This window comes from Shewanella sp. MBTL60-112-B2 (genome assembly GCF_019655055.1).
GTDB lineage: Bacteria > Pseudomonadota > Gammaproteobacteria > Enterobacterales > Shewanellaceae > Shewanella.
The window spans coordinates 29264-52551 of record NZ_BPFA01000007.1; the positions used below are offsets into that span (position 1 = coordinate 29264).

At 46.2% G+C, this 23288-nt stretch carries 25 protein-coding genes; 8 read left to right on the top strand and 17 right to left on the bottom strand.

Annotation, left to right across the window (positions count from 1 at the left end):
* Positions 1 to 257 precede the first annotated feature (257 nt).
* From K5Q73_RS05975 to moaA, 6 genes are read left to right on the top strand one after another with little or no spacing between them, the layout of a single operon-like run.
* Positions 258 to 1070 (top strand): substrate-binding domain-containing protein, encoded by an 813-nt coding sequence (locus K5Q73_RS05975; RefSeq protein WP_220762336.1) that lies wholly within the window; start codon positions 258 to 260, stop codon positions 1068 to 1070.
* Positions 1067 to 1774 (top strand): ABC transporter permease, encoded by a 708-nt coding sequence (locus K5Q73_RS05980; RefSeq protein WP_220762334.1) that lies wholly within the window; start codon positions 1067 to 1069, stop codon positions 1772 to 1774. The genes K5Q73_RS05975 and K5Q73_RS05980 overlap by 4 nt, the downstream gene beginning before the upstream one ends.
* 4 nt (positions 1775 to 1778) lie before the next feature.
* Complete coding sequence (locus K5Q73_RS05985; protein ID WP_220762332.1) at positions 1779 to 2513, top strand: ATP-binding cassette domain-containing protein; 735 nt, start codon at positions 1779 to 1781, stop codon at positions 2511 to 2513.
* Positions 2514 to 2565: 52 nt separating this feature from the next.
* Positions 2566 to 3168 carry a molybdenum cofactor guanylyltransferase MobA gene (mobA, locus tag K5Q73_RS05990; RefSeq protein ID WP_220762330.1) on the top strand — a complete coding sequence of 201 codons (603 nt, stop codon included), beginning with the start codon at positions 2566 to 2568 and terminating at the stop codon, positions 3166 to 3168.
* A gap of 8 nt (positions 3169 to 3176) precedes the next feature.
* Positions 3177 to 4976 carry a bifunctional molybdopterin-guanine dinucleotide biosynthesis adaptor protein MobB/molybdopterin molybdotransferase MoeA gene (locus tag K5Q73_RS05995; protein WP_220762328.1) on the top strand — a complete coding sequence of 600 codons (1800 nt, stop codon included), beginning with the start codon at positions 3177 to 3179 and terminating at the stop codon, positions 4974 to 4976.
* Between the two features lie 21 nt (positions 4977 to 4997).
* A complete protein-coding gene (gene moaA, locus K5Q73_RS06000; protein WP_220762326.1) occupies positions 4998 to 5984 on the top strand; it encodes a GTP 3',8-cyclase MoaA in 987 nt (328 codons plus the stop codon).
* A 212-nt stretch (positions 5985 to 6196) separates the two neighbouring features.
* On the opposite strand, the gene K5Q73_RS06005 is transcribed toward moaA, so the two are convergent.
* A complete protein-coding gene (locus K5Q73_RS06005) occupies positions 6197 to 6814 on the bottom strand; it encodes a hypothetical protein (protein ID WP_220762324.1) in 618 nt (205 codons plus the stop codon).
* A 921-nt stretch (positions 6815 to 7735) separates the two neighbouring features.
* Positions 7736 to 9766 carry an Ig-like domain-containing protein gene (locus K5Q73_RS06010; RefSeq protein ID WP_220762322.1) on the bottom strand — a complete coding sequence of 677 codons (2031 nt, stop codon included), beginning with the start codon at positions 9764 to 9766 and terminating at the stop codon, positions 7736 to 7738.
* 942 nt (positions 9767 to 10708) lie between these two features.
* Here K5Q73_RS06010 and K5Q73_RS06015 point away from each other — a divergent pair.
* Positions 10709 to 11161 carry a hypothetical protein gene (locus K5Q73_RS06015; RefSeq protein WP_220762320.1) on the top strand — a complete coding sequence of 151 codons (453 nt, stop codon included), beginning with the start codon at positions 10709 to 10711 and terminating at the stop codon, positions 11159 to 11161.
* A 60-nt stretch (positions 11162 to 11221) separates the two neighbouring features.
* The gene (gene mutM, locus K5Q73_RS06020; RefSeq protein WP_220762319.1) at positions 11222 to 12037 is read left to right on the top strand and encodes a bifunctional DNA-formamidopyrimidine glycosylase/DNA-(apurinic or apyrimidinic site) lyase; all 816 of its coding nucleotides are present in this window, start codon (positions 11222 to 11224) and stop codon (positions 12035 to 12037) included.
* 37 nt (positions 12038 to 12074) lie between these two features.
* Here the strand turns inward: mutM and K5Q73_RS06025 are convergent, their stop codons facing one another.
* The 15 genes from K5Q73_RS06025 to moaB form a co-directional block, all read right to left on the bottom strand.
* On the bottom strand, positions 12075 to 12740 hold the full coding sequence (locus K5Q73_RS06025; protein ID WP_220762317.1) for a TVP38/TMEM64 family protein: 666 nt from the start codon (positions 12738 to 12740) through the stop codon (positions 12075 to 12077).
* A 117-nt stretch (positions 12741 to 12857) separates the two neighbouring features.
* Positions 12858 to 14357 (bottom strand): capsule assembly Wzi family protein, encoded by a 1500-nt coding sequence (locus K5Q73_RS06030; protein WP_220762315.1) that lies wholly within the window; start codon positions 14355 to 14357, stop codon positions 12858 to 12860.
* Positions 14358 to 14363: 6 nt separating this feature from the next.
* Positions 14364 to 14840, bottom strand: coding sequence for a pantetheine-phosphate adenylyltransferase (coaD, locus tag K5Q73_RS06035; RefSeq protein ID WP_220762314.1), 477 nt, complete (start codon positions 14838 to 14840; stop codon positions 14364 to 14366).
* A 198-nt stretch (positions 14841 to 15038) separates the two neighbouring features.
* Positions 15039 to 15722: a TIGR01621 family pseudouridine synthase gene (locus tag K5Q73_RS06040; RefSeq protein WP_220762433.1), complete on the bottom strand. Its 684-nt coding sequence runs from the start codon at positions 15720 to 15722 to the stop codon at positions 15039 to 15041.
* Positions 15723 to 15773: 51 nt separating this feature from the next.
* Entirely contained in the window at positions 15774 to 16997 is a 1224-nt protein-coding gene (locus K5Q73_RS06045; RefSeq protein ID WP_220762430.1) for a HAMP domain-containing sensor histidine kinase, read from the bottom strand.
* An 82-nt stretch (positions 16998 to 17079) separates the two neighbouring features.
* Positions 17080 to 17757, bottom strand: coding sequence for a response regulator transcription factor (locus K5Q73_RS06050; RefSeq protein ID WP_012157298.1), 678 nt, complete (start codon positions 17755 to 17757; stop codon positions 17080 to 17082).
* Positions 17758 to 17760: 3 nt separating this feature from the next.
* Complete coding sequence (locus K5Q73_RS06055) at positions 17761 to 18282, bottom strand: PepSY domain-containing protein (protein ID WP_220762312.1); 522 nt, start codon at positions 18280 to 18282, stop codon at positions 17761 to 17763.
* Between the two features lie 43 nt (positions 18283 to 18325).
* Complete coding sequence (locus tag K5Q73_RS06060; RefSeq protein WP_220762310.1) at positions 18326 to 18676, bottom strand: YgiW/YdeI family stress tolerance OB fold protein; 351 nt, start codon at positions 18674 to 18676, stop codon at positions 18326 to 18328.
* A gap of 130 nt (positions 18677 to 18806) precedes the next feature.
* Positions 18807 to 19913, bottom strand: a complete 1107-nt coding sequence (locus tag K5Q73_RS06065; RefSeq protein ID WP_220762308.1) for an ABC transporter ATP-binding protein — start codon at positions 19911 to 19913, stop codon at positions 18807 to 18809.
* Positions 19894 to 20574, bottom strand: a complete 681-nt coding sequence (gene modB, locus K5Q73_RS06070) for a molybdate ABC transporter permease subunit (RefSeq protein ID WP_220762306.1) — start codon at positions 20572 to 20574, stop codon at positions 19894 to 19896. Before modB ends, K5Q73_RS06065 begins: the two co-directional genes overlap by 20 nt.
* Positions 20574 to 21353 (bottom strand): molybdate ABC transporter substrate-binding protein, encoded by a 780-nt coding sequence (gene modA / locus K5Q73_RS06075; protein ID WP_220762297.1) that lies wholly within the window; start codon positions 21351 to 21353, stop codon positions 20574 to 20576. Before modA ends, modB begins: the two co-directional genes overlap by 1 nt.
* Positions 21354 to 21396: 43 nt before the next feature.
* Positions 21397 to 21843, bottom strand: a complete 447-nt coding sequence (gene moaE / locus K5Q73_RS06080; protein WP_220762295.1) for a molybdopterin synthase catalytic subunit MoaE — start codon at positions 21841 to 21843, stop codon at positions 21397 to 21399.
* Between the two features lies 1 nt (position 21844).
* Positions 21845 to 22096: a molybdopterin synthase sulfur carrier subunit gene (moaD, locus tag K5Q73_RS06085; RefSeq protein WP_220762293.1), complete on the bottom strand. Its 252-nt coding sequence runs from the start codon at positions 22094 to 22096 to the stop codon at positions 21845 to 21847.
* 8 nt (positions 22097 to 22104) lie between these two features.
* Entirely contained in the window at positions 22105 to 22581 is a 477-nt protein-coding gene (gene moaC, locus K5Q73_RS06090; protein ID WP_041411171.1) for a cyclic pyranopterin monophosphate synthase MoaC, read from the bottom strand.
* An 85-nt stretch (positions 22582 to 22666) separates the two neighbouring features.
* Complete coding sequence (gene moaB / locus K5Q73_RS06095; RefSeq protein ID WP_220762291.1) at positions 22667 to 23191, bottom strand: molybdenum cofactor biosynthesis protein B; 525 nt, start codon at positions 23189 to 23191, stop codon at positions 22667 to 22669.
* Positions 23192 to 23288 lie beyond the last annotated feature (97 nt).

The window sequence follows — 23288 nt, forward strand, 5'->3', positions numbered from 1 at the left end:
ATTTTGACTCATTATGGGGCCAGTCTACCACCTAACCAGTCAAAATAGGTCACTATGAACCATGCATTCGCGATCTTTGGACATAATGTCTGTGCTTTTTCTGCGAGTGATGGGATCAGGATCACACAAGAGTTACAAATGTGAACTGAAATAACCGAATACAAGTATGGCATCAAACTTGCTTTTTAAGTGGCTGATTAGATTTTTAACAGGCCTCAGGTATCGAGTGGCCTATTTTATTTTTCCAAGGAGTTAAAATGCTAAACCTTAAACGCGTTGTTGGCCTTGCTGTAACCGCAGCTCTATTTGTTGGTATGCCAGCCCAAGCTAACGAAGTTATCAAGCTTGCAACAACGACAAGTACTGAAAACTCAGGCTTACTTAAGAACCTACTACCAAAATTTGAAGCTGAAACAGGCTATCAAGTACAAGTAATCGCAACGGGTACAGGTAAAGCACTTAAACTTGCTCGCCAAGGCGACGTGGATGTGGTTATGACTCACGCTCCAGGTGCAGAAGCTAAATTCGTTGAAGAAGGCTACGGTCGTCTACCACGTGGCATCATGGAAAATGATTTCGTAGTACTAGGTCCTAAGAACGACCCAGCTAAAATCCGTTCAAGCAAAACAGCTGAAGAAGCGTTTGCTAAAATTGCTAAATCAGGTGTGCCTTTCATCTCTCGTGGTGACAACTCAGGCACCAACATGAAAGAACTACTAGTATGGAAGAATGCTAATATTACTCCTGACTTCAAAGGTTACACAGCCGTTGGTCAAGGAATGGGCAAAACGCTATTAATGACTAGCGAATTAGAAGCTTATACGCTATCTGACCGTGGTACTTTTGTAGCTTATTCAGGTAAAATAGACCTAGCAGTTGATTTCGATGGCGGTCCAGCACTAGCTAACCCATACCAAATCATACTAATCAGTGAAACTAAGTACCCAACACTAAACCATAAGGGTGCTAAGGCATTGAGCGACTGGCTGATCGGCGCTGAAGCGCAAGGTATGATCAACAATTATAAAGTTCAGGGTGAACAATTGTTCAAGGCAACATATAGCGAATGAATGAAGGCTGGTTAGCCCTTATACAGCAGGCATTAAGCCTGCTGTTTTCATTGGACCCAGAAGTGTGGTCCATTATCTCCGTTTCTTTTGCAGTATCATTTGCGGCACTTGCGATCACGCTGTTGCCCTCAATGGTATTGGGCTTTCTGTTGGCCTTTACTCGTTTTCCGGGCCGCTGGTTAGTCACCAATCTTATCCAAACCCTACAGTCCATTCCTACGGTAGTGATCGGCCTATTGGTCTATCTATTGCTGACTCGAATGGGTCCACTAGGGGATTTAAAATGGCTGTTTACTCAAAAAGGCATGATCCTCGGGCAGATGATGATCTGCGCCCCAGTCCTTGTAGCCATGAGCCAGGCAGCCTTTACCAGTGTTGACAGACGGGCATGGGAAACCTCTCGTACTCTAGGCGCCCCTGCACTAAGTGCCATATGGGCCGTCTGCAGAGAGCTTAAAGTTCCGCTATTATTAGCTATTGTGGCTGCCTTTAGTCGTATTCTGACTGAAATTGGTTGCTCTATGATGGTTGGCGGCAACATTGCTGGAGTGACGCGTAACATCCCCACCGCTATTGCCCTGGAAACCAGCAAAGGTGATTTTGCTCAAGCGATTGCACTCGGGCTTGTATTACTCGTATTGGCGCTCATTTTAAACTTTGCTTTAGGTACCCTAAGAGGCAAAGCTGAGCCAAGGAGTCATTAACAAAATGGCCACTAACACAGCAAAGATCATTGCTAAAAATATCGAGATGCGCTTTGAAGATAAACATCTATTTAGCGCAGCAAATCTGGTCTTCGAGCAAAACCGCGTGATCCACCTGCAAGGTGATAACGGCTGCGGCAAAACCACCTTGATGAAGTTACTGGCAGGGTTTATTCAACCAAGCTCCGGAACGATTCAAGCCCAAGGCTTTTCAATTGCCCCGTGGTGGCGCAGTAAATCGATTACAGGTAAAGCCATCTATCTACATCAACATCCTTATCTTTTCGAAGGCAGTGTGATGTATAACCTCACCTATCCTTTAAGGTTTCTGGATCGAGATCAACAGCAGCTTAAGGCCCGTACCGAGCAAGCAATCGATATGGCACAGTTACGTCACTTGCTGACTCAGGCCGCTTCAAGTTTATCCGGTGGTGAGAAACAGCGCTTAGCCATAGCTAGAGCCTGGATTATTCAGCCTAAGCTATTAATGCTAGATGAGCCGACCTCCAATATGGATAAGCACTCGCAACACTTAGTGCTACAGATGATTAATGATTTAAAGCAACAAGGCACGGGTATGCTAATTAGTAGCCACCAGACTTGTATGCTAACCAAAGTGTGCGATCATGCTTGGGTCGTTTGCGAAAAGACAATTACAAGCAGTAGTATTAGTGCTAATCAGGATATTGCTGACCCCTCTACTGACATTGCAACAAGATTAAATGTGTTAGTTGGGTAAAATCATTCACGATTTTTAGATAAAACTACAAATAAACAATAGGATAACAGTGATGGTAGCAAGAGTTGATGCCGTAATCCTTGCTGGCGGCATGGCCAGACGCATGGGTGGCAACGATAAAGGTTTAGTCGAGCTTGAGAATCGCCCTATGATTGAACATGCAATCGAGCGGATAAAACCTCAAGTTAAGGAGATCCTGATCAACGCAAATCGAAACCAAAACCGTTATTCTGAGTTTGGTTTTAAGGTGATCAGCGACCAAGATTCTGGCTATTTAGGTCCTCTAGCTGGCATGATCACCGCTATGAGCAACACAGATGCGGAATACTTATTAGTGGTTCCTTGCGATTGCCCACTGTTACCAACTGATTTAGTCGCTAGAATGCTAGCGAAATTAACGGCTGAAGATGCCGAATTAGCGGTTGCTAGTGACGGTAAACGCGAGCAACCTGTGGTTATGTTGCTTAAGCCGAGTTTACGTGCATCGATGAAAGCCTTTTTAGATGCTGGTGAGCGCAAAATCGATTTTTGGTATGCCAAGCATCACCATGTCGTGGTTGAGTTTTCAGATCAGCCTAATGCGTTTGTAAACGTAAACACACCAGAACAAAAACAGCAGCTAGGCGAAGCCATAGCGAATGAAAAAAATCACTAGAGGTGTAAATGAGCATACCTTTTACTAATCCGTTATCGATTCCTGTACTCGGATTCTGTGCCTACAGCGGCACAGGCAAGACCACATTATTAAAGCAATTAATCCCAGAGCTTAATCGCCGCGGTGTGCGACTCGCAGTCATCAAGCATGCTCATCATAATTTCGACGTCGATATTCCAGGTAAAGACAGCTACGAGATGCGCAAAGCTGGCGCAAAGCAGATGCTCGTTGCCTCCCATGTGCGCTGGGCGTTAATGACCGAAGACGCCAAAGACGGTGACCCGGAACTACCGCATTTGCTAAAACAGATTGAAGCCGACAAGGTCGATATCGTCCTCGTTGAAGGTTTTAAAAAGCTAGAACTTCCTAAGATAGAACTGCACCGCGCCGCACACGGCAAGCCTTTCATCCACACTCACGACGATAACATCCAAGCGATTGCCTGCTGCGATGACACCGAATTACCCAGTGAACTACGCCGTTTAGATATAAACAATGTTGCGCAAATTGCCGACTACGTTGGCGAGTACATTGCTGCGTGGAAGCCTTGCCCTGTTGATCTGCCTATGGCGCCAACTTGTGGCTGTGAACTCGATACCAGCACTACGCTATCTGTGCGCCAAGGTATTGATAAGATTCTATCTTACGTAAAACCAGTTACGGCAACCGAGTCAGTTGATCTCGACGAGCTAGAAAACCGCGTACTCGCAAGTGATGCTATTTCACCTGTGGATGTACCACAGCACACTAACTCAGCGATGGACGGCTACGCGTTTAAGTTAAGCGACACAGCAAACGCATCATACAAGATGGTTGGCGAAGTCATGGCAGGCCACGCTTACAACGGCACTATTGCCGCAGGTGAAGCAGTGCGCATTATGACAGGCGCACCACTACCAGCAGGCGCTGACACCATTCAGCTACGCGAGCTTGCCAACGAGCAAGACGGCGCAGTGAGCTTTGAAGGCGACATGAGCCTAGGCCAACACGTACGCCTAGCGGGTGAAGACATCGCCCAGGGTGCAACAGCCTTAGCTGCCCACTCACGTCTACACGCTGCTGAACAAGGCTTATTAGCCTCATTAGGTTTTGGTGAGTTACCGGTATTTAAGCGTCCAAAAGTTGCCGTATTCTCAACCGGTGATGAAGTTTGCCAGCCAGGTGAGCCACTAAAAGCCAACTGTATTTTTGACTCAAACCGCTACACCATTAAATCAATGGCGAAAAAGCTAGGTTGTGAAGTCATCGATTTAGGCATTATTCAAGATTCTGAAGCAGCACTAGCGCAAGCGTTAAAAGATGGCGCAGCAAAGGCCGACATAGTGATAAGTTCAGGCGGCGTGTCAGTCGGCGACGCCGATTACATTAAAACCGTACTTGAACAAGTCGGCCAAATTAACTTCTGGCGCATCAATATGCGTCCGGGTCGCCCACTGGCCTTTGGCCAAATCGACGATAGCTTATTCTTCGGTTTACCGGGTAACCCAGTAGCGGTAATGGTATCTTTCTTACAGTTTGTGCAACCAGCCATTCGTAAACTAGCCGGCGAGCAAAACTGGAGCCACACCATGGTGCCAGCGATTACCGACAAACCACTACGCAGCCGCACAGGCCGCACAGAATTTACCCGTGGTATCTATCACTTAGGTGCCGACGGCAAGTTACATGTAACTACAACAGGTGCTCAGGGCTCAGGGATGCTTAGCTCTATGGTAAAAGGAAACTGTCTCATCGTGATAGGCGAGAAAGATGATCAGTTAAATCCAGGTGACACAGTTTATATTCAACCTTTTGCCGACCTCCTTTAAGAGGTTTTGTAGGTAGCCAGTATGAGTTTGATCGTTGACACTTTTGGTCGCACGGTAGAGTACCTGCGCCTTTCAGTCACTGACCGCTGTGATTTTCGCTGCGTGTATTGCATGAGCGAAGATCCGTGCTTTTTAAGCCGAGAACATGTTCTTAGTCTTGAAGAGTTAGCTTGGGTCGCACAAGCCTTTACCGAATTAGGTGTAAAGAAAATCCGCCTAACAGGTGGTGAGCCCTTAGTGCGCACCGACTGCGATCAATTGGTCAAACTACTGGGCAAACTCCCCGGACTAGAAGAGTTGTCGATGACAACTAACGGCTCGCGTTTAACCCGCTTCGCCGCAGAGATGCATGACTCAGGTTTAAACCGACTCAACATCAGTCTCGACACCCTAAAACCAGACCTGTTCACCAGCTTAACCCGCAACGGTAAAGTCGACCGCGTCATCGCCGGTATCGACGCCGCCATCGCCGCAGGTTTTAAGAAAATTAAAATCAACGCAGTGATTTTGCGTGGTCAAAACGATGATGAAGTTTTAGATTTAATCGAGTTTTGCCGCGAGCGTGACCTAGATATCGCCTTTATCGAAGAGATGCCATTAGGCGTGATTGATGAGCGCAAGCGCAGCCGCCACTGCAGCAGCAAAGAAATTCAAGACATCATCAGCGAGCGTTATGAGCTTATTCAGTCAAGCCGTCGCACAGGTGGCCCAGCGCGTTACTTCACCATGCCCGGCAGCGACATCCACGTTGGCTTTATCTCGCCCCACAGCAACAACTTCTGCCATGAATGCAACCGCGTCCGCGTCACCGTAGAAGGCAGATTGTTATTGTGTTTAGGCAATGAAAATTCGGTGGATCTCAAAGCCATCGTTCGCGAATTCCCCGGTGACATTGAAAAGCTAAAAGTGGCGATTCTAGACGGCATCCAACACAAGCCGAAGGAACATCATTTCGACCCAAATGGGGAAACGCAGATTCTACGCTTTATGAACGCAACGGGCGGTTAACTGTTGCTTGAACAGTTACTTCTTCGCTTGTTGGTGGTCTAGTGTTTTCTGCAGCCACAGAGTTTGACTGTTAGCTTTGAGTTAGCTGTACGCTAGATACACAAAACCCGACGCAAATGTCGGGTTTTGTTTTTTGGTTCCACCACTCTCAGCTAAAGTAAGTAATGCAGCGAAAAAATGCCATGCGTTGCGAATCACGCTTGAACAGATTGTTATAACTCAATGCCACAGTCTGTAAGTGCATTTTGTAAAGACATATCTAACTCATAAACCCCTGTGCTAGAAGCAGCCTGATTTAAACCAATAGTACGGTATTTTAAAGACTTACCTGCTAGCATTTCTTTAACTATCTTTTTAGCCTTTTCACCTGCGGTCGCTGTATAAGGAGACATTGCTTGAGCAGAAACTTCCATTACAGATTCGTAGCTAGCCGCAACCATTTCTTTTTGGTCATCTGATAGATTATCGAGATAAGCAGGCTTGAGATTTGCCAATGTAGGAGCCAAGTCTAACGGTGTTTCAGAAGTTGAAATATCCCACGTTTTATTGGAGTCAATTCGTAACTGTGCATTTCCCACTGGGATTTTATATTCCCCACCACTTTGAAGTCCCACGCGAAGTTGACCATTAACCTGTTCGATAAATGGATAATATTTTCCAACTTCCGTATATACATTTTTACTAGTGTACAGCGAGCCAACTGTCACCTGACATGAGGAGACATCTGTAAACTCGTCGGTATTTTTAACTGAAATCCATTTGACTTCCGGCATACTTGAAGCACATCCAGCCAGTGCTAAAGCAGTGAAAACAATTATATAATTTCTCAAATTTTACTCCTGAGTTATAACCGCTGTACCGATAACATAGCTATCCACATAGTATTTCAAATTATTGTCAGCAGGCCTTTATTACTTTATCAACCTAAATATAACTTATTGTTTTAAAAGTTCATATCAAATAATTTACGGCATTATTGATGCGGCTTTATATGTGTTAAATAAGGAGATTACAGCAGCTTAACTGTTTCTCTTTTTATATCGAATTACCTCAGAGGCAGCTTCCTACACTGAATGCAACCAATGGCCTGCGGCCAGCGCATGTGCAGACACTTCCGTGACACGCAGCAAGTCCATCCCTGGAGGCTCGGCCATGACGTCCATGTCATGGACGGTCACGGCCGCATCTACACTGGGTTAGAAAAGCACAACCTTTCAGACTCAGTGCTCTCCTTAAAAAGAAAGAACAAAACCAACAGCAACTCAAAGGTTACAGAAAACGCCAACTCCCCATCGAAGTTGCCGAAATACGTTGGAATAAATCACGTGAGCCCGACAAGGATGTCGGGTTAGCTTTCGCGGGGCAGGAAGCCCCATCGGAAGCGTTAGTGATTTATCCATAAGTATGAGGATCAACAACTTCGTTAGGGGCGGCAGGGGTGATCCAAGAGGGGGAAGCTGTTGATCCCCTCTTGGCCGAGTGTGAGCTGGAAGCTCACGACCTTTATCAAGCGCAGCTTGATTAGCTGTAAATGTGGAGCGAAGCGCCACGACGTTAATTGTTAGACGCAGTCTAACTTAAAGGTCAAGCGCAGCTTGATTGCATTAAGTTCAGGCTTAGCCTGATAAATTAATCAAACGAAGTTTGATTGATCGAATTGTTAGACAAAGTCTAACTTAAAGCTCAAGCACAGCTTGAAAACAAAAAGGGTGCCTATAAGCACCCTTTTGAGTATCGAGAGAAACAGCTACCTAATGAATAGTAATCGGAATAGTGGTTACCAAAGTATCGACACCATTTGGCGTTTGCACTTCGATTAACAGTGCCCCCGTATTCGGTGTATCCTCACCTTTTACTAACACACCAAAACTCAATCCACCTGGCTCATTAGTTGAAGGCCAAACAAAGCTACTCTTACTGACTACTGAGCCTGCCGTAGAAGAGAACTCCACCTTAGTCCCTGCAGGCATCTGTTGTCCGTTGAGATCTTTGATTATCAACGAAACTTGACCAGTTTCTTTGCCGTACAAGTCCAAGACTTTGTCGCCGTTGTCATTCGCACTGTCCAGCACTGTGATATCACTGCCAAATGCGCTGCTTCCAGACATAATCAAAACTAGACTGCCTCGAACATTAATGGACTTAGAATCAGAGACACCATCGGCACAGCCACTATGTACCGGATCGCTACATAACACACCGTTATACAGACCATCTCTAGGGGTAAATACGCCGTCACCATCAAAGTCTATCAACTCCTCGAGTCCACCGACGTTGAAGATGCCATCTTCATTGTAATCGTTAAAAGCTTCGTCCATATCATTTGAGCGCCCCGCGACATCCGTTGCCAAAAATGCTGTCATTTCGTCCGCATCGAAGCGACCATTACCATTCGAGTCAGGGAATGACTCTTCACCAATCGCCGTAGCGGTAATTGTTGCACGACCATTTTCAGGGCGAGGATTCTGACTAGTCCAAGTCACACTACACTCACCGCTCATAGTGAAACAAGAAGGACCGATTGATCCGCCTTCGGTGACAAATGCAACCGCAGTGCCATCGGGAGCGAGATTATTAAATGCATCCGCTAACCTTGCTGTGATCTGGACTTGCTCGCCGTCATAGCTCCAACCCTCTGCATTTAAGATCTCAGCAGAGAGTGAAAAACTATCTTGATCCGGGATCCCCGTGGATACAACTAGAGTGCTAGATTGACTAGATAAAAGTGGATTAGTATTTGCGATACTTGCCGTCACTCTTACCGGGGTTGCCACGGTACCAGAGGTCACGATTGTTTGAACGATACCGCTTCCATTAGTACTCGCCGTTTCAGGTTGTATTTTTAGTCCACCGACTTCGGTATTCAATTCAAAGTTCACCACCGCATTACTTACTGGGTTGCCATTGGTATCCAACACCTTAAACATCACAGTTGATGACTCATCTCTGCCTGAACCTAAAATACCAATATTGCTAGGTGTTGCTGAAACAAACACAATACTGCCTTTTTCAGCTGCGAGAACATTGATACTACCGGTAGCAAACAGGTTTATTCCACCAGCATTGGCACTGATATTAATGACATCGTCCCCCACGCAACCCTTTGCAAGGTACGTACTCGTCGCAACACCTTTAACTAGCATCACAGGCGAACTAATATCTGCTAATGGTGTAGAGAGTAACGAACAGCCTGAGCTAAAGAAAACATCTATCGCTTCCTTAAAGGGCTCTCCCTGTTCATCGACAATCATCACCGACACACTCGCGGTGCCGCCCGCGGATAATGAACTAGTGCTTACCTCAGCTACACCAGATTGTAGAGGATCACCACTTCCCATCTCTAAATTGGTTGCACCAATGACGATAATAGCTGTGTCTTGTTCGCCAGATACTAGGCTTGCAGTTACCGAACCGGCTCCTAGCTCACTACCGGCGTAGATAACGACGCTGGCATTACCCTCGTCGTCGGTGACAGCTGTTGCGATAGGTAATTCCCCCAAAGTACTCTCAAAGCTAACGATAACAGACTCAGTTATCCCACTGACGTTAGCGACTAGCTTTCCTGGATTAACCGAAGAAATCGATGAGATCTCATTGCCCTCGGCATCGGTAACACTTAAAGAAACCTCATAGGTAACAGCCGCCGTTGGCGCAGCATTATCATTGATTAATTCACAGGGAACATTGTTCGGACATACGGGGCCATCACCATCATCCCCACCACAAGCTGTTAATATGAAACTTAAAAAGACAAGAGCAAATATTCTATTGAAGGACACCATACCTATCTCCGTATAAAACCTAGGTGTATAAAAATCAAGCACTCAATAGGTATAGGTGAATATCCGCAATATTTCACATTTTATTTTGCTAAACAATAGAGTATCAGGCTCTTGATACTGAGCGCTTAAGCTCGGATTCTGCGTATCATCAAAACCACAGCTGGAGAACCGTTACTTGAACAGTTCTCCTCCTCGAAATAGGCGTTGTTGGAGGTTTGTTTTAGCCTAGGTAGTGAACCTTTGCTTCATCAATACTTAGGCAGCAGTTGATGTATCGTCCAACAGCTGCGGTTCCAATAGCCTGCGGCCAGCGCATGTGCAGACACTACTTAGGCACGCTTTTCGTCATCCCTGACCGCTCTGCGAAAACATCCTTGTTTTCGAAGGCCTAAGCCGTATCTACACGGGGTTAGAAAAGCATAATCATTTCACCTGTTGAGTTCTCAATATGAAAACTGAAGTCTAAAAGACTCCACCAATAACCACAGGAAACACCCATTCCCCATCGAAGTTGCCGAAATACGTTGGAATAAATCACGTGAGCCCGACAGGGATGTCGGGTTAGCTTTCGCGGGGCAGGATGCCCCATCGGAAGCGATAGTGATTTATCCATAAGTATGAGGAGCAACAACTTCGTTAGGGGCGGCAGGGGTGATCCAAGAGGGGATTGCTGTTGATCCCCTCTTGGCCGAGTGTGAGCTGGAAGCTCACGACCTTTATCAAGCTCAGCTTGATTGCCTTTAGCTCAGGCGCAGCTTGACAGAATTATCAAACGAAGTTTGATTGTTTAAGTTGTTAGACGAAGTCTAACTTAAGAGTCAGGCGCTGCCTGATACACTACAAAGTGGCGAACCACGGTCCACCTACCGTTGCCAAATTTGTGTAACCCCAACCGAGCAGATACACTTATAAAACAACCATCCACAAACAATTACCCAAACCATGGCACTCTCCCGCAAAAAGTGGAACACCATCATCATAGTGGCATCTGTACTGATGATCTCAGTCCTGACCGTAATCGAGAGGAATAGCCAGCAAACGCCAATGCTGACTCAGGCGCTATTTGACAACGCTGCGCCTCTGTCTCAACTGCAATACGGTGAACACTGGCTGCAGAAGCGTCAATCAGGCTGGCAATGCAGCAGCCAAGTACTCAACTGCTTGGAATGGGCTAATGCTTGGGAACAAATACATATATCGGCTTTGACTGACAAGCCTGAAACTGCCGGCGAGCCTGTTGAGCTGGTGATCCAAGTGGATGATCTCATCGACGCCCAACTGTGGATTTTGTTTAGCGAGCAAGGCTTGTTAAAGTCACCGGCTGGAAACTGGTATCAGATCCCACCAAGTTTACGCGAGCCCTTAAGCCCGATCCTTCGCGCGCAAGTAAACTGATTACGCTAACAATTCGTAATGGCAGTCATCAGCATAAAAAAATAACAAGAGAGAATATAAATGCCGGAACTCCCCGAAGTTGAAGTCACTAGACAAGGCGTATCGCCTTATTTAATTGATAACCAAGTGACCGACCTAATAGTCCGTAATCCGTCACTAAGGTGGCCGGTTCCTGATATTGCTAAGCAGATCATTGGCCAAACTATTCGCAATGTGCGTCGCCGCGCTAAATACTTACTGATTGATACCGATGCTGGCACGACTATCGTGCATTTAGGTATGTCAGGTAGTTTACGCATACTGCCTGCTACAACGCCGGTTGAAAAACATGACCATATTGATTTAGTGCTCGCTAGCGGCAAAGCACTGCGCTTTAATGACCCTAGACGCTTTGGTGCCTGGCTGTGGTGCGAACTACCTGAACAAGCACACCCATTGTTGTCAAAATTGGGCCCAGAGCCGCTCACTGACGCCTTTAACGCCCCTTACCTATTAGAGAGCTTGGCCAATAAGAAAAAGGCCATCAAGCTATGTTTAATGGATAATCATATTGTGGTGGGCGTAGGTAATATTTACGCCAATGAAGCACTGTTCGCCGCGGGTATTCATCCGCAAGCCGAAGCGGGCAAAGTCGATGCCGAAAGGGTTGAGGTATTAGTTGCTGAAGTGAAGCAGATCCTTGCTGGCGCAATCAAACAAGGCGGCACTACGCTTAAAGATTTTACCAATGCCGATGGTAAACCGGGATACTTTGCGCAAAAGCTGCACGTTTATGGCCGCGGCGGCGAAACCTGTACCCAATGTGGCCATCTGCTTAGTGAAATTAAGCTTGGCCAACGGGCGACGGTTTTCTGTAGTCTGTGCCAGCCAAGATAGCTGGCAAGCACATATCAACAATACTGAGTTAGCGAGATTATTTGTTTTCAATAATCTCGCTTATTTGCTGCCTCAAGCGAGTTTTATACAAATAAAACGCGATGATAGAAGCACACACAAATAATCCCGCGCTGATTAGCAAGCTGGTATTGTCTGACAGTCCAAGGCCTGCTCCCGCAAAACTAAACACCATCATTTGCGGAATAAAACCGATACCACTACCAGTAAAAAAGCGCCAAGCACTTATGTGAGTAGAACCCGCTGCCAGATTGGTCAAAAAGTTACTGCTCAGCGGCAAAATACGGATCATAATCATCTTCAATATCGTGCGGTGAACAATTAAATTCTCTAGGCGAGTCAACTTAGATTGAAAGCGTTTTTTTAAGCTATCCCTAAACACAAATCGAGCAAAATAAAAGGTAAGAACGCAGCCTAGTAGCGCCGATAAGCTCCCCACTAATGCGCCTTTTATACCACCCAGTGCAAAACCAAAGGCAAAGGCCATAAACTGTCTTGGGCCACCAACACTGGTATAAACCGCGCCAATAAAAAACAGCACCACAAGGCCTTTATCACCCTGTTCAGCTAAATATTCGGCAATCCAGTTACTATCAGCAACCGTCGCAAATGCGCCTTGTTGAAACGCGTAGATAACCAGCGATAGCACGGTAATAACTGACAATATTTTAGCAAAACGCTTCATACCCAATCCGCAATCATTGTTTAAATGCCCAAACGGTCAACTTATCTCATGACGGGGCATCAGCAGCAGTAAAAAAGCCAACGTATCAACGTTGGCTTTTTCAATGCTTAAAGCTAGTTAAAACTTATATTCGTAAGTACCAAACACTGTAGCATTGGTATCACTTTCTTGTACCTCAAACTCTGATTGAGACACACTGCCACCAACACTCATCATGCCGTACCAAAATGGCATTCGATAGCTGAGCTCCAGCATCAATAAGTCTTCTTTAAGAGGCTGCGGCGCCCATCCGTGGCTAGGGCTTTTACCATCTTTATTCAGTTGAGCGTAACGCAGCAGCGAGGTAAAACCTTTGCTGTTAGCATACTGACCAATCAAACCTAACACATAAACATTAGCGTCACTGTCGTAAGTGCTGCCCAGTGCTCGGCCATAATAACGTGAGCCACTTTGGTAAGTTGAGTGTTCGTAAAAACAGTTAAAGGCATTCTGATCTTCGCCGCAGGCTACCATGGTATCTGTGTATTCTAGAAATACTTTATACTGCTGGCCATCTAAGTTAAAACGCGTATCGGCACCAAATAGTTTGCCACAATCGACGATATCCCAAGGTGCAGAACTCTTAGCATCTTCACAAGTTCTTTGGTAGTAGACACCGAACGGCACGTTGTACCAAGTGTCGCTAAAGCGAATATCGTAACCGGCTATTTGGTTACCGTAGTTAGAACAACCAACTTCATCCGAATTTTCGGCACGGCAATCTCGTTGACCGGTAATCGACTTAAAGGCGCTTTCCCAAGTACATTCTTGGCCATCACCACAAAATTGCGTAGTCCAAGATACGCCCATCTCTAACTGTTTAAATGGACGAATTGAACCTCTAAAGTTCCATAAAAGGGTATTTGGAGCATATCGCTCCTCTTCGAAACGGCTAATGCCAGCTGTAAATGTCCAAGGGCCAATCCAAGAAAGCCAAGGCGTTTCAAAGGCCTCGGCATTATTTCGGCTCAGCATCAGTGACGGCATAGGTCTAGCGTTATTCGATTTATGTAGTGATGAGTCAAAACTCGGGCCCCACCATTGCTCGACGGCGCCAAAGGTAAACATCCAATTGCCTAGTGCCATAGCAAGATAGGAGTCATCGAAACGAAACTCTTCATCATCTTCAGGATCGTAATTGGCTGAGACTGAGACCTTATAGGCAAATCGCTCACCCAAGTATTCGTAAGATGTGCTGGCCTCGCCTTGCTCACGATAATCCGAACCAAAGTGCTGAAAACGTGCAGGATCACTCGCCGCAGCTAGCTTAACGCTGATATTGCCACGATTATCTACGGCATTACGGTAATAATAATTAACTCGCGAAAAAGCCTCGACTAATCCAGGCGTTAACGTCGAAGGCTCCACTTTTGCCAAATCACCGCCAATTCCTGACCACATTAACGGGTAGGTATTTACTGGAACGGTAATAACACCGGCATCGGCAAGCGCCTGAATGTCTGCTCTTAAATAGATATCAGAGGTATCGACCCAAGGTGCGGCGCTGCTAGTAAAAGAAAATACAATACTGATAATGGTTAGCAGTCGGATTATGCTAACTCTAATAAACTTAAACATAAGCAGTTATTTAGCCTTAGTTAACGCGTTAGCAACTTCAACATGAACAAATTGACTCACGTCACCGCCATGCAGCGCCACCTCTTTGACTAAGGTTGAAGAGATAAAAGAATTCTCTTCCGCTGGGGTTAAAAATACGCTTTCGAGATCAGGGCTCAAACGACGATTCATATTGGCTAGCTGAAATTCATATTCGAAATCAGACACCGCACGCAAGCCTCGAACCAACACACTGGCGTTTTGCTCTTTTGCAAAATCCACTAACAAGCCGCTAAAGCCAACGACTTCAACGTTATCAAGGTGAGCGGTAACAGTTTTAAGTAACTCGACGCGCTCTTCAAGGCTAAATCTTGGCTGTTTAGAAGGATTGGCTGCAATGCCAATAACAACGTGCTCAAATAGGTTTGCTGCACGCTCAATCAGATCCGCATGACCATTGGTCACAGGATCGAATGTACCTGGATAAATAGCTCGCTTGTGCACGTTAAATCAGCCCTTAATCTTGTCATTGAGTGAAGATTAGCCCACTCAAATTTTTGTCCTGAATACAGGAGTTTTTAGGGGCTCTATCCTACTCGTTATGGGCTGATTTGTGAATCCAAAATCAGAGATATGCAATATGAATCAATGAGAGGTTAACAATAACGCTAATAGGCGCTAACAAGCGCCGACAAAGTATTACTACTTAGCTTTCTTTAATTGCGGCCAGACTAGGTCGGCTGGTTGCTGCCAAGCAATAAGCTGTTCTGCCACGCCTGCTGAGTTAAATAGCTCACCTGATGGCGGCGCAACTGTGTAGCGATAGTCTTGCTCTAGATATTGGAAATCCAAGCAGTAAGCATGTAAGTAACCTCGGTCAGCCTCGGCGCCACCGTACAAGGTATCGCCTAAAATCGGCGTGCCAATACTGGCTAATGCCACCCTGAGTTGATGAGTCTTACCGCTGTGAGGTTTAAGTAGATATAGGCGCTCTCCCTCACCAATAGAGTGGGAGAAAAACTGAGTAATGGCAGGATTTTCTGTACTGCGTAATAACTTGTGCATACTACGGCGAGACTTGGCCATATCGCCAATAACCCAACCCTGCTTTTTCTTTGGTTTTCCTATAGCCAAAGCAAGGTAATACTTCTGCACTAAATGCGCCGAAAACATGCGGGTAAACTCGGCAGCCACAGCGCTAGATTTGGCTAAGATAATCAACCCAGATGTCATAGTATCTAGCCTGTGCACGGCATAGAGCTTAATGCCAAGATCCGCTTCTGCTTGAGCAACCACCCCAGCAGTGCCATCTTGGCTATGAAAGTGAACTTCTGCCGATTTATTAATAACAATAAAATCGCGCTCATCGGCAATGACTTGGTACATATAGGGCGTTCTCAAAGATTGGCAATCAGGCACTAAGGCCTCGATTGCAAGCTAGAAAGTGATAGTCACTTTTAAGCCGGGCTGATTATCGGTTAACGCTATTTTAGCATTATGGCGCGATAGAATCGCCTTCACCATAGATAAACCTAGACCTGTACCCTTGTGATGACGGCTAGGATCTAAACGCACTAAACGCTCAAAGACTTTGTCACGGGAGCCCTCGGGGATCCCCGGGCCGTTGTCTTGAATCGAAATCACATTGCGGTTTTGAGAAATACTGATAGTCGCGCCTTCACCTGAATACTTAATCGCGTTATCAACCAAGTTAAACAAGGCTTGGAACAACAAGTACTTATCACCACTTACTTGAAACTCTTCACCCGTTGTCAGCTTCAACGACTGGCCATTAAACTCGGCCATCGCGTCGGCCATCTCGAACAAGTCTTGGCTAATCGCAATTAAGCTAACATCTTGCAGCTCTAAAGTTTGTTGCCCCTCTTCGATACGTGTCAACGACAGCATGGCATCGAAGGTTGCTAAACAATGATCTAGCTCTTCAGTAAGGATGGCACAGCTTTCCTCAAGCTCCTCTTTAGGCTTACTCGGTAACTGCTCTAAGCCGATTCGAAGATGAGACAATGGGGTACGCAGATCATGAGCGATATTGTCGGTAACGCCTCGTACTGCCGCGAGATTTTTCTCAAGCGCATCGAGAACACCATTAAATTGGCGAGCCAACATATCAAATTCATCTTGGCGCCACCCCACGGGTAAACGTGTCGAATACTGCCCCCGCTCAATCTTCTTACTTAGGCGGTTATACTGCACTAGGCGGCGTAAAATGGCTTTAGAAAATAGGTAGCCCAACGCCAAGGTCAACACAACTGTTAGCATCAGCGCGGTAATCGCAGCATTGGTAAACTTATCGATTAGTGCACCGAGCTGGTCGACACGGGTCGCGATCAGCATGGGCCCATAACGAGTCATTACCATGCCGCCGGTTAAGATATGCAGTTTTTCTGGGCCACCGGTAAACACGGGAAACTCTCGCTTCTCCGGTAGCATAGGCATATCGTCGGGGATCATGCTCAAAGAGCCGATATAATCGAAGGAGTCACGCCAAACAATCAAGGTGACTTTGGGGTCGGCACCGCGCACCTGAGTCGCAAAACTGCGCTTATCCAGGGTCAATGCCATCTGTTGATAGCGAGTCTTTTCGGCGTCTAAATGCAAGTCCAACTGATACTCTTGCTCATTGATCAGTTGGCGATACATCCCCAGTAACAATGTGCCAATAATGACAGTTACTAGGGCCGAGAATATGATGGTAATGCGCCAAGCACTACTCTGATAGGGCTTAATGCCCTTGGCGTAACCGATAGCCAGCACCTCGAACAGTTTCGATTAACTCACCGTGGCCTAACTCTTCAAACTTACGTCTCAGTTTAGCGATATGCACATCGATGACATTGGTACGAGGGTCGAAATGATAATCCCACACAGCTTCGAAAAGCAGAGTACGACTAATTACCTGATTAACATGTTCCATCAGGTATTTAAGTAGCTGAAATTCTTTTGGCTGCAGTAAGATTTCCTGACCATCTAGCGTCACTTTACGTGTCAGCAACTCTATGGTTAATGGACCCACATTTAGATCGGTAACCGCAGGCTGTGATTCACCACGCTGCATCAACTTCTCAGCGCGGACCAGCAGCTCAGAGAAAGCAAAAGGCTTGGTCATGTAATCATCACCACCCGCTCGCAGGCCTTTGACTCGCTCGTCGACATGACTCAGCGCAGATAAGATCAATACCGGCGTTTGACTGCCAGTAGCGCGTAGCGCCGCTAATAACTTCAGGCCATCGAGCTGCGGTAACATGCGATCTAAAATGATTAAATCGTACTTCATACTCGTCGCGAGCAACAAACCTTGGTGGCCGTCAGTCGCTGTTTCTATATTGTGCCCTTGCTCAACAAATCCCTTTACGACATATTCGATGGTAGTCGCGTCATCTTCAACCATGAGTATTTTCATGTTTTAGTCCCATTTGAGCAGTGGTAATAATTGTTTGTTTTCAATGTCGAAGGCCAACTGGCGTTTACCGTCAACATCAAGGATCTCTAATTCTATATAACTGATCCCTAGATCGTTGTCGACTTCAGCTTTCACTATATAGCCGCTACTTTTTTCATTTACTAGGGTCAACATTTCCGATAGCGAGTGACCATTTTGTTGCAGCATCAGTACGCCTGAAAGCTCATCTTTGTCGTCACTCTTTAGACGAGAGACTTCACGCTCTTTCATGCTGCCATCTATCGCTCGATATTCATATTCTGTGATGGTTTTAGCTTGTGGATCGATTATCTTGAATTCGTAAATCAACTCACCATTTTCGATATCCGTTTCAAATTCGGAGATCACGCCCTCATGTTGCTGCTCCAGCTTTTGCATCATCTCTGTTGCCGTAGGGTAATTCCCCGCAGACAACAATGAATACAAGCCTTGGCCAGCAAACGAGCTACCAGATACTAATAACAAACCAATTAGCCAGCGAGCCATGGCTCCTCCGAAAATAAAACGCTAAACCACTTTCTTTAAAGGATTATTCAGAAACCAGACGTAAACTGTCAATTTCTATTTCAATACCTTGCCACTCATCATCGACTTCACCGATAAGTTTAACTTTAGAGTCGCTTGAGACTTCGATATCACGTAAAAGCTTATTATCAATTTCAACTTCTACATCACCACTGTCGTCGCGGAACAGATACTTTTCATCGCCTAAGCTTTGCACTAAATAACCGGTAAGCTCTACAGGTGTGTTGTCTTTTGCCTTAGCCGCATCAGCCGCTGCTTTTACGTGACTTGCCGGACCTGGACCATTGTACGCTGCCATAGCGGGTAGCGTTAACACCGCAGACAACATGATTAAACCAGTTAATTTCTTAGACATAAAATAGCACTCCTCTTATATATAGGAGCTAAGTTTATGACATTGTGTATAACATCTAGATGGAGCAAAGATTAAACTTTGATCATATGCTAATACCTAGCTTATTACCGCTAAACACGTCTCTAAAAATCTATTTTTCTAGTATATGAATTAACTCAGACTTTAACGCTACAGTCGTTTGTGTGCCTACCGCTAACTCTAATTGTTGTGCCAAGTATAATGGCACCTCGGCATGGATCTTATGCTGCACGCCTGTCACGCTTGCCAGTACCCGCACAGTTTCTCCCATGACTAACATTGAGTCGACGGTAATATCCAGTTTATTGAAGCTACGACATAGTCGGCCCTTCTTAATCGAATTAAAGCGCACGCCCTGATTTGGGATCACCCAGCGCACCTTAGCCCCAACATCTAAACTTTCAAAATAGGTACTGGCGATCAGGTGCTCACCAAATTTCAACCAAGTGATCTGTCGCTCTTCTTCCTGAGCTATCACATAGGCATCAAAGATATTGCGCAGACCCATCTGCTTAGCCACTGCTTCATTGTGAGGCCGTGTAAGCACTTCTCGAGGACGACCTTGCTGCAGCATCTTGCCTTGGCTGATCAAAATCATACTGTCGGCTAGCAACATCGCCTCATTTAAGTCATGGGTCACCATAACGACCGGAATAGCCAACTGCTCCTTGAGCCTAGCCAACTCTAAATAGAGTCGCTCACGGGTTTCCCTATCGACCGCAGAGAATGGTTCATCCAACAGTAACACCGAAGGCTCACGGGCCAGTGCTCTTGCCAATGCAACACGCTGACGCTGACCGCCAGAAAGGTGCGCCGGAAGCCTATCGGGGAGGCCGTGAAGATTCACCCGCTCCAGCCAATCTTTAGCCCGCGCCTCACGCTCAGCTTTGGGAATATGATCCAGCGCAGCCACCACATTCTCTAACGCGGTTAGATTAGGGAACAGCCCAAAATGCTGTGGCACATACCCTAAATGACGTTGCTGCGGCGTTAGCTGTATCCCCTGAGAGCCGTCAAACCATGACTTATCACCATAGCGGATCTCGCCGTTTTCGGGTTTAGTTAATCCCGCTATCATTCTTAATAGTGTCGACTTACCACCACCCGACGGGCCAACAACAGCTAGCACTTCACCCGCCTTGCAGGTGAACTCCGCATCGAGCTTAATATGCTTGTTCTGTTTAATTCGGCAATAGAGATCAGCGACGATTTGCGACATGCTGGCCTCCAACACGGCGCGATAGACTGGTCGTTAACGCCAATACCGTAATCGCAAACAACAGCAATACCAGCGACATACTACCGGCACTCGCAAAATCAAATGCCTGTACGCTGTCGTATATTGAAATGGCAATGGTCTTAGTTTCACCAGCAATGTTACCGCCCATCATCAGCACCACACCAAACTCACCCAACACGTGGGAGAAACAAAGCACGATTGCAGTTAACACACCCGGCCACACCATAGGCAGCTCGATTTTAAACAGCACTTTTAAACGGCTCATGCCGCAACAGGCTGCTGCGTCACGCACATCTTCAGGTACGGCTTCAAAAGCACGTTGAATGGGCTGAATCGCAAAAGGAATATTAACTAAGATGGAGGCGACGACTAGGCCTGAAAAGTGAAATACCAGTTGATGGCCAAGCAGTTGCTCTAACATACGCCCAAGCCAGGATTCGCTCCCAAGACCCACCAGCAGGTAGTAGCCGATAACCGTTGGTGGCAATACTAAAGGCACCATCACTAGGGCTTCGACCCATGACTTACCGGGAAAGTGCCGGTAAGCTAGAAAACGCCCCGCTATAACCGCCAACGGGATCAAGATAAGCACAGTCACACTGCTGAGCTTAATCGATAGCAATAACGCTTCCCAATCCATTAATTCATCGCTCTCGCAAAGCCGTAATCGGCAAACACACTCTGAGCGGCCTCAGACTGCAGATAGGTATAAAATAATTTAGCGGTTTCACCCGCTTTCAAGGTCAACACCATACGCTGATCAAGCGGCGTATAGTACTCCTGCGGGATAGCCACATAGTTAGCTCGTGCTTTAAACGGCTTGGCCACCGCTAATGACAAGGCCACTAAGCCGCCTTGAGTCGCACCGCTCACCGCAAATTGCGCCGCTTGGGAAACGTTCTCGCCAAAAACCAAATTCGGCTGAATATCTTGCCAAAGACCCAACTTTTGCAGCACTTCTTTAGCGCGTTCGCCGTAAGGAGCATGCTCAGGATTAGCAATCGCAAAACGCTTTAGCTGCTTCGAATCTAAAAATTGCTTAACCCCCTCTAAATTAGCATCGAGGGGCAAAGGTGAAGACTTAGGTGCGGCAATCGCCAACTGGCCTACGGCGTAAATAACGCCCTGATCAGGTGTTTGCTGCGCCTTAGCTAACTGAGTGATATAGCGCTCATCGGCTGAAAGAAATAACTCAAAAGGCGCACCGTTGCGAATTTGGGCGACAAAGTTACCCGAAGAGCCATAAGATATTCGTACCTTACGCCCTGTCTCTTGGGTAAATTGTTTAGCAATATCATCGAGGGCAAACTTAATGCTCGACGCCGCTGCAATAGCCGGAATATCTTGCGCTGCTAAAACCACTTTACTCATTGCTAAAAAGGGCAGCAATAATGCCAGTAACATCACCCTTAGTTTCATTTAGCCAATCTCCTTGCGTCCTTAACAGCGTCAATATTACGGGTTACTTATCCCACATTTTTGCAGCTTGCTCATCGGCGTCACGGGCTTCAACCCAGTTGGCGCCTTTATCACCGGCTTCTAGTTTCCAAAACGGTGCTTTAGTCTTAAGAAAATCGATTAAGAACTCACAGGCAGCAAACGCCGCTTTACGATGGGCACTGGTCACACCGATAAATACAATCTGCTCGCCTAACGCCATAGCGCCAACACGGTGAATAATAGTGACATTATTCAGCGGCCAACGCTCACGCGCCTCGGCTTCAATCTGATTTAGCACGGCTTCGGTCATGCCCGGATAATGCTCAAGTGTTAGATCAGTTACCGCGCTGCCGTCGTTAAAGTCACGCACTTTACCGACAAAAGTCACTACCGCGCCATCGCTGTTGTCTTGGCTGATTAACTGATATTCCTCTGGAACATTAAAGTCCTGAGTCTGAACACGGATCATCTTAACCTCCAGTTACAGGCGGGAAGAATGCCACTTCGTCACCATCAACAATTGGCGTGTCCCACTGGCTGATAGTTTGGTTAACTGCCACCAATAACTTGTCAGACGCCATCACTTTAGCCCACTTATCGTCAGTAGCGGCTAAGCTAGCTCTTAGGCCTTCAGCTGTTTGTGTGTTTTCACCCGCTTCCACTTTTACGCTAGCGGTGCCAAGTAACTCTCTAATTTGTGCAAAAAATAATACGTTAATCATAATCTTCTCTATACCTTAAAGTGCCCAGACTTGCCGCCACGTTTCTCAGTTAAGCGTACCTGAGAAATCACCATATCTTTTTGAACCGCTTTACACATATCGTAAATGGTCAATGCGGCTGTAGACGCGGCTGTTAATGCTTCCATCTCAACGCCAGTCTTACCAGATAGCTTACATAGGCTGCGGATCCATACGCGGTTATGCTCAGGCTGCGCTTCAAGCTCTACTTCCACTTTGGTTAGCATCAGAGGATGACAAAGCGGGATTAAATCAGAAGTCTTTTTGGCTGCTTGAATACCTGCAATACGCGCCGTAGCGAATACATCACCTTTATGGTGGCTGCCGCTCATGATCATCTCTAGTGTTTCACTTGCCATCTCAATGTAAGCTTCGGCACGCGCCTCACGCTCGGTAACAGACTTATCTGTTACATCTACCATGTGAGCATTGCCGTCAGCATTAATATGGGTAAAAGCATTGGTCATTGGGTTTACGCCTTCTAATAAATTTGGGTCAAAGTAACTAAAACAGCACCGCTAAACAGTACTGTTAAACGGGTCTCTATTGGACCTATTCGGTGATTTTTTTCACATGCATCACAAAGTTGCAAGGACGATGCGTTGCATCAAGCTGTTCTTGAATCAGCTTATTCCAGCCAGTTTTGCACGCGCCTGTAGAACCTGGCAGACAGAAAATAGCGGTTTTATTGGCAAAGCCACCTAACGCGCGTGATTGCACAGTTGATGTGCCAAGCTCGGTATAAGTAATGTGTCTAAAGAGTTCGCCAAAGCCTTCAATCTCTCGATCAAATAACGGTTTGACCGCTTCTGGAGTATTGTCTCTGTCGGTAAAACCTGTGCCACCAGTGGTAATGATCACTTGTACATCATCAGATGCAATCCATTGAGATAATACAGAACGGATCTGATATTTATCATCTTTGATGATCTGGCGGTCAGCAAGATTATGACCCGCCTCAAGTAGCGCTGTCGCTAAAAAGGCCCCTGAAGTATCAGAAGTAAAATCACGGGTGTCAGATAAGGTTAAAACAGCAATGTTTAGCGCCGTAAACTTGCTTTGAGTGCAGTGTCCCATAATGGTCTCTTATTTTACCGAGTCTTATTTTACTGAGTAATAGTGACGATTATACCTAGTTTCTGACGCAACTTACGTTGCGTCAGATCAGAGTTTA

Coding starts and splice junctions, on each gene's coding strand:
- K5Q73_RS05975 (WP_220762336.1), top strand. CDS start 258: ATGCTAAACCTTAAACGCGTTGTTGGCCTTGCTGTAACCGCAGCTCTA.
- K5Q73_RS05980 (WP_220762334.1), top strand. CDS start 1,067: ATGAATGAAGGCTGGTTAGCCCTTATACAGCAGGCATTAAGCCTGCTG.
- K5Q73_RS05985 (WP_220762332.1), top strand. CDS start 1,779: ATGGCCACTAACACAGCAAAGATCATTGCTAAAAATATCGAGATGCGC.
- mobA (WP_220762330.1), top strand. CDS start 2,566: ATGGTAGCAAGAGTTGATGCCGTAATCCTTGCTGGCGGCATGGCCAGA.
- K5Q73_RS05995 (WP_220762328.1), top strand. CDS start 3,177: ATGAGCATACCTTTTACTAATCCGTTATCGATTCCTGTACTCGGATTC.
- moaA (WP_220762326.1), top strand. CDS start 4,998: ATGAGTTTGATCGTTGACACTTTTGGTCGCACGGTAGAGTACCTGCGC.
- K5Q73_RS06010 (WP_220762322.1), bottom strand. CDS start 9,766: ATGGTGTCCTTCAATAGAATATTTGCTCTTGTCTTTTTAAGTTTCATA.
- K5Q73_RS06015 (WP_220762320.1), top strand. CDS start 10,709: ATGGCACTCTCCCGCAAAAAGTGGAACACCATCATCATAGTGGCATCT.
- mutM (WP_220762319.1), top strand. CDS start 11,222: ATGCCGGAACTCCCCGAAGTTGAAGTCACTAGACAAGGCGTATCGCCT.
- K5Q73_RS06025 (WP_220762317.1), bottom strand. CDS start 12,740: ATGAAGCGTTTTGCTAAAATATTGTCAGTTATTACCGTGCTATCGCTG.
- K5Q73_RS06030 (WP_220762315.1), bottom strand. CDS start 14,357: ATGTTTAAGTTTATTAGAGTTAGCATAATCCGACTGCTAACCATTATC.
- K5Q73_RS06040 (WP_220762433.1), bottom strand. CDS start 15,722: ATGTACCAAGTCATTGCCGATGAGCGCGATTTTATTGTTATTAATAAA.
- K5Q73_RS06045 (WP_220762430.1), bottom strand. CDS start 16,997: ATGTATCGCCAACTGATCAATGAGCAAGAGTATCAGTTGGACTTGCAT.
- K5Q73_RS06050 (WP_012157298.1), bottom strand. CDS start 17,757: ATGAAAATACTCATGGTTGAAGATGACGCGACTACCATCGAATATGTC.
- K5Q73_RS06055 (WP_220762312.1), bottom strand. CDS start 18,282: ATGGCTCGCTGGCTAATTGGTTTGTTATTAGTATCTGGTAGCTCGTTT.
- K5Q73_RS06060 (WP_220762310.1), bottom strand. CDS start 18,676: ATGTCTAAGAAATTAACTGGTTTAATCATGTTGTCTGCGGTGTTAACG.
- K5Q73_RS06065 (WP_220762308.1), bottom strand. CDS start 19,913: ATGTCGCAAATCGTCGCTGATCTCTATTGCCGAATTAAACAGAACAAG.
- modB (WP_220762306.1), bottom strand. CDS start 20,574: ATGGATTGGGAAGCGTTATTGCTATCGATTAAGCTCAGCAGTGTGACT.
- modA (WP_220762297.1), bottom strand. CDS start 21,353: ATGAAACTAAGGGTGATGTTACTGGCATTATTGCTGCCCTTTTTAGCA.
- moaE (WP_220762295.1), bottom strand. CDS start 21,843: ATGATCCGTGTTCAGACTCAGGACTTTAATGTTCCAGAGGAATATCAG.
- moaD (WP_220762293.1), bottom strand. CDS start 22,096: ATGATTAACGTATTATTTTTTGCACAAATTAGAGAGTTACTTGGCACC.
- moaC (WP_041411171.1), bottom strand. CDS start 22,581: ATGACCAATGCTTTTACCCATATTAATGCTGACGGCAATGCTCACATG.
- moaB (WP_220762291.1), bottom strand. CDS start 23,191: ATGGGACACTGCACTCAAAGCAAGTTTACGGCGCTAAACATTGCTGTT.